6 protein-coding genes and 1 pseudogene are annotated in these 5,403 nt (G+C 70.7%); 4 read left to right on the forward strand and 3 right to left on the reverse strand.

Annotated features, from left to right (window positions below):
* Nucleotides 1-414: pseudogene (locus SREC43747_RS0118685) on the reverse strand (alpha/beta hydrolase); the annotation flags it as partial.
* Nucleotides 415-573: 159 nt separating this feature from the next.
* Between SREC43747_RS0118685 and SREC43747_RS0118690 the strand changes: the two are divergent.
* Both SREC43747_RS0118690 and SREC43747_RS0118695 read left to right on the forward strand, forming a co-directional pair.
* Nucleotides 574-1,149: an NADPH-dependent FMN reductase gene (locus SREC43747_RS0118690; protein WP_029722919.1), complete on the forward strand. Its 576-nt coding sequence runs from the start codon at nt 574-576 to the stop codon at nt 1,147-1,149.
* A 63-nt stretch (nt 1,150-1,212) separates the two neighbouring features.
* Entirely contained in the window at nt 1,213-1,707 is a 495-nt protein-coding gene (locus SREC43747_RS0118695) for a Dps family protein (protein WP_029722920.1), read from the forward strand.
* 66 nt (nt 1,708-1,773) lie between these two features.
* Here the strand turns inward: SREC43747_RS0118695 and SREC43747_RS0118700 are convergent, their stop codons facing one another.
* Entirely contained in the window at nt 1,774-2,841 is a 1,068-nt protein-coding gene (locus SREC43747_RS0118700; RefSeq protein ID WP_029722921.1) for an NADH:flavin oxidoreductase/NADH oxidase, read from the reverse strand.
* A gap of 118 nt (nt 2,842-2,959) precedes the next feature.
* On the opposite strand from SREC43747_RS0118700, the gene SREC43747_RS0118705 reads away from it, so the two are divergent.
* Together SREC43747_RS0118705 and SREC43747_RS0118710 are read left to right on the forward strand one after the other, a co-directional pair.
* Entirely contained in the window at nt 2,960-3,598 is a 639-nt protein-coding gene (locus SREC43747_RS0118705; protein WP_029722923.1) for a class I SAM-dependent methyltransferase, read from the forward strand.
* Nucleotides 3,599-3,618: 20 nt separating this feature from the next.
* A complete protein-coding gene (locus SREC43747_RS0118710) occupies nt 3,619-4,107 on the forward strand; it encodes a DUF1059 domain-containing protein (protein ID WP_029722924.1) in 489 nt (162 codons plus the stop codon).
* Nucleotides 4,108-4,155: 48 nt separating this feature from the next.
* On the opposite strand, the gene SREC43747_RS0118715 is transcribed toward SREC43747_RS0118710, so the two are convergent.
* On the reverse strand, nt 4,156-5,403 hold a 1,248-nt coding region (locus SREC43747_RS0118715), incomplete at its 5' end, for an alpha/beta hydrolase family protein (RefSeq protein WP_152528476.1).

Genomic DNA, 5,403 nt, shown 5'->3' on the forward strand with positions numbered 1-5,403 from the left:
TCTTCCGCCGGCGGGCACCTGGTCGCCGATCACCCAACCGCCGCCGTGGAAGAACACCAGCAGCGGGCTGGTCTCGGTGAGCTCCTTCGGCCGGTACAGCCGGGCCGACAGGTCACCGGCGTCGGTGGGGATGCGGCGTTCCGCGGAGATCACCCCGGGCACCGGGTCGCTGATGACCTCGTTCATCGCGCGCATCGCCGCTCGGGCCAGCTCCGGGTTGGGCGCGGACAGCTCGGTCTGGCCGCTGAGCTTCTGCAGCTTCAGCAGCAGCTGCGCGTCCAAGGCGAGTTCCTGGCCGTCGATCCGGATCGGCGACCCGGCCAGCAGGCGGCGCAGGGGGCGGGGGAGCGCGAAGACAGCGCGCGCGACGGCCTTCTCCACTTTCGGCTGCACCAGATCGAGGACTTTCGACATGAGCGGTCCCTTCCCAGCGAACGACTCGGGCAGAGGAGCAGGTTACCGACTGGTAGGTGTGGGCAGCGACACCAGCCGCTGGCTTTGACCTCCACCGGAGTACAAGTCTTAGCGTGGCTGGGATCCAGCCCCGCAGCCGGAAGTTGAAAGGATCAGTGCATGACGGTGACCGTGGTGGGAATCGGCGGGTCGGTCCGGGCCGGCTCCCAATCCGAACGCGCCCTGTGGGCCGCCCTGTCCGGAGCCGCGGAAGCCGGCGCCGAAGTCCACGCGATCACCGGGGAGAAACTCGTCCTCCCGTTCTACGACCCGCAGCTCTCCGAACGCACCCGGAACGCGGTCGAACTGGTGGAGGCGCTGCGCGCCGCAGACGGTGTGATCCTGGTTTCCCCCGGTTACCACGGCACCATCTCCGGCCTGATCAAGAACGCCCTCGACTACGTCGAAGACCTGCACCACGACCAGCGCCCCTACCTGGACGGCCGCGCCGTCGGCTGCGTCGGCATCGCCTACGGCTGGCAGGCAGCGGTCACCACGCTGCAGGCGCTGCGCTCCGTGGCGCACGCGCTGCGCGGCTGGCCGACACCCCTGGGTGGGGCGATCAACTCGGCCGACACCCGGTTCGATCCCGCCGGGCGCACCGACGACGAGAAAGCGGCCTCCGTGCTGCGCACCATCGGCCGCCAGGTGGTCGAGTTCGCCACCCACTGGCACGTGGTGGAAGAAGAGGCATGAGAAGGCCTCCTCGTGGGTACTCGGGGAGCTGAATAGCTCGCGCACGAGGAGGTAGCACCGCAGATGGCCCTCAACACGGCAACGAAATCGCCCATAACCGGCGCGCTTGGCGGGCAAGACCTGGACGTCACCAGCAGGGCGTTGCAGGCCACCCTGGTCGACATGATCGACCTGCACCTGGTGGCCAAGCAGGCGCACTGGAACGTGGTCGGCAAGAACTTCCGCGACGTGCACCTTCACCTGGACGAGCTGGTCAACGAAGCCCGCGGCTACGCCGACGACGTCGCCGAGCGGTGCGCGGCTCTAGGGGTGCCGCCGGACGGGCGGGCCTCCACGGTGGCGGAGCGCTCCTCGGTGCTTCGGTTCGAACCGGGCTGGCGCATGGACCGGGACGTCTCCGAAGCGATCACCGCGGCCCTGGAAGGGGTCATCGACCGGTTGCGGGAGCGGGTGCAGGAAACCGACCGCACCGACTTGATCACGCAGGACCTGTTGATCGGCATCACTCGGGAACTGGAGAAGACCCACTGGATGTGGCAGGCCAAACTGGCCAGCTAGCCGACCGCACCCCAGGGAGGGAAAGGGCCCGCCGCGAAGCACGGCGGGCCCTTTTCGCGTGCGACGTCAGAGGTGGCGGCGAGCCCGCTCGTACTGCTTGGGCCACAGGTCGCCGGCCCGCAGCCGGTCCGCGGCGCGCAGCGGCCAGCGCGGGTCGTTGAGCACCGTGCGCCCCAGCAGCACCACGTCGGCCGAACCGGAAGCGATGATCTCCTCGGCCTGCTCCGGAGCGGTGATCAAACCGACCGCGCCGGTGGGGACGTCGGCCTCGGCGCGGATCTGGCGGGCGAACGGCACCTGGTAGCCGGGGCGCACCGGGATGTCCGCGGTCGGGGTGGCCCCACCGGTGGACGTGTCGATCAGGTCCACACCGCGCTCGGCCAGCAGGCGGGACAGGCGGACCGAGTCGTCACCGGTCCAGCCGCCCTCCACCCAGTCGGTGGCCGAGATGCGCGCCAGCAGCGGCTTGCCGTCCGGCAGCGCCGCGCGCACCGCCTCGGTGATCTCCAACAGCAGCCGCACCCGGTTGTCGAAGCTGCCGCCGTAGCCGTCGGTGCGGTCGTTGACCAGCGGGGAGTAGAACTGGTGGGCCAGGTAGCCGTGGGCGAAGTGCAGCTCGACGGCGTCGAAACCGGCGCTGTCGGCGCGCCGGGCGGCCGCCGCGAACTGCTCGGGCAGTTCCGCGATCTCCGCTTCGGTCAGGGCGCGCGGAGCGGCCAGGTCGCCGAACGGCTGACTGGTCGAGCTCACCGTCTGCCAGCCGCCCTCCTCGGGGGGAACGCTGGCGCCGCCCTCCCACATCGCGGTGGTGGAGGCCTTCCGCCCGGCGTGGGCCAGCTGGATCGCGGTGGCGGCGCCCTGCTGGTGCAGGAAGTCGTTGATCCGCCGCCACGCCTCGGTCTGCTCGTCGTTCCACAGCCCGGTGTCCCCGGGGCTGATCCGCCCCTCCGGCACGACCGCGGTCGCCTCGGTCACGATCAGCCCGGCGCCGCCGGTGGCGAACTGGCCCAGGTGCACCAGGTGCCAGTCGTTGGGCAGGCCGTCCTCGGCCGAGTACTGGCACATCGGCGACACCCAAGCGCGGTTGCTGACTACCAGATCACGCAGCTTGATGGGTTCGAAAAGGTGGCTCACGCAAGGTACGAACAACTGACTCGGTCCAGTGATTCCACCCGGTGCCCGGCCGGTAACCGAGCTCACGCAGGGTCGGAAGCCCCTGTGGCGTACCGGTGCGCGGAGCCACGCTGGTGCCATGACGGGCGTATCGGCGGCGACCATGCTCACCTGCTACTACAAGCGGGCGGGGCATTCGGCGCCTGCTGAAGTGGTGGACGAGTTCCGCGCCCAGCTCCACCGCCGGGCGTCCGGGCGGGTGCTGTTCATCGGCGCCCACCACATGGCCGACCTGCCCGCCCCGGACCACCTGGAGCACCTGGCGCTGGTCGCGTCCTCCCCCGAGATCCGCGGTGCCCGACTGCTGCACCAGGCCGAGGTGGTGGACACCGGGCTGGAGGAGCTCCCGTTCCCGCAGCACAGCTTCGACCTGGTCGCCTGCCTGTTCGCGCTGTGCAGCGCTCCTGACCCGGTGCGGGCGCTGCAGGAGATCTCCCGGGTGCTGCGCCAGTACGGGCACCTCATGTTCCTGGAGCACACCAAGGCCCCCGGGGTGCTCGGGGAGGCCCAGGACCAGGTGCAGGAGATGCTGCGCGGCAGCCGGAGGTGCCGGCCGAACTTCGAAGTGCTCACCCACCTGCAGCGGGCGGGCCTGTTCATCCACCGGGTGGACTGGTCCTGGCCGCCGACGCACGTGCGCGCCCCGCTGATCCAGGGTTTCGCCGCGCACCCCGACCCCTACTACGTGCGGGAGCTGTCGTGGTTGCGCGGGAGTTGACGCAGAACAGGAGGCCAGCGATGGCCCGGAAAGCAGTGGACTGCCGGAGAACACCCAGCGCCATGAACTGCACGCTGCGGATTTCCGGTGAGGAAGAGGAAGTCGTGCGAGCGGCCGCCGAGCACATGGTGTCCGTGCACGGGCACGAGGACTCCGCGCAGCTGCGGCAGGACGTCCGCCGCGACCTGGTGGACGAGTCCACAGCGGACGGAATGCACTTCGTGCAGCTCATCGAATTCCGCACCAAGCGGCGCAGCGAACTGGACGAGCTGATGGACGAGTGGGAGCGGACCACCGGCGGCAAGCGAACCGCGGTGCGGGCGGTCATCACCCACGACCACGAGGACCCGGACATCTTCTACGAGTTCGTCGAGTTCCCCTCCTACGAGGAGGCGATGCGCAACTCGCGGCTGCCGGAGACCGACGCGGTGGCGCGCAAGATGGCGGCGCTGTGCGAATCCCCTCCGGTGTTCCACAACCTCGACGTGGACCGCGTCCAAGCCCTGTGAACACCCGCGGTGCGGGCACCCGGCGGGAACCGGGTGCCCGCACCACCGTCACTCGCCGGCCAAGCCGACGGCGCGACGACCGAAGTGGATCTCCGCCGCCACCTGCCGCAGCGTTTCGGACACCACCAGGGAGCCGTGCCCGGCGTCGTAGCGGTAGAACTCGAACGGCGCCTTCCGCTCCGCCAGCCGGTCCAGGTAGTTCAGGATCTGCTGGATCGGGCAGCGCGGGTCGTTGTCCCCGGCCAGGACCAGCACCGGTGCCCGCACCTGGTCCACGTAGGTGATCGGGGAGGCCTTCCGGTACACCTCCGGCACCTCCTCCGGGGACCCGCCGAACAGGCCGCGGTCGAACGCCCGCAGCGGCTCCATCTCGTCGGCGTACGCCTGCACGTAGTCGGCGACCGGGACGCCCGCGATCCCGGCGGCCCAGCGCTCCGGCTGGGTGCCCAACGCCAACAAGGTCAGGTAGCCGCCCCAGGAGGCACCGGCCACCACGCTCAGCTCCGGAGTGGTCAGCCCCGACTTCACCGCCCAGTCGTGCACGTGCGCGACGTCTTCCAGCTCGGTCAAGCCCGGCCTGCCCTCCAGCGCGTCCCGCCACGCGGAGCCGTAACCGGTGGAACCCCGGTAGTTGATCTCCACCACGGCGAAACCCGCGTCCAACCACGCCGCCCGGTACGCCGAGAACCGGTCCTCGTCCGCGGCGTGCGGGCCGCCGTGCAGGTTGAACACGGTGGGCATCGGCCCGTCCCCGGCGCCTTCCGGTTTGGCGACCAGGGCGTGCACCGAATCGTTCGGCCCGTACGGCACCTCGACGAACACGTCGCTGACCGGCACCGAGCCGGGCGCGCGCTCTCCCGGCGGGGTGAGCAGCACCCGGTCATCGCCCTCCGCCGAGATGGTGCGCACCAGCGACGGCGACTCGGCGGAAGACCACACGTACTCCACCGAGCGGTCCGGCCGCACCGTGGCGCCCACGACCGTGCCGGCCGGGGTCGGCAGCGCGGTGAGCACCCCGGACTCCAGGTCGTAGCGGTGCACGGTGGTGCGGGCCCGGTAGGTGTGGGCGATCAGCAGCGCCTTGCCGTCCGGGTACCAGTCGGCGACCACCTCGCCCGGCAGGTCCAGGTGCAGCGTGGCGATTCCGCCGTCCACGGTCAGCGTTGGCGGGTTGGGGCCGAGGTTGAAACCGCCGGACAGCGGGGTCTTGGGCGCCGGTTTGAGCACGATCGGGGCTCCGACCGCCAGCGCCGGGGCCACGCCGTGGAAGCCCTCGATCACCTGCGGCCCGGAAGC

The organism is Saccharopolyspora rectivirgula DSM 43747, assembly GCF_000497205.1.
Taxonomy (GTDB): Bacteria; Actinomycetota; Actinomycetes; order Mycobacteriales; family Pseudonocardiaceae; genus Saccharopolyspora; species Saccharopolyspora rectivirgula.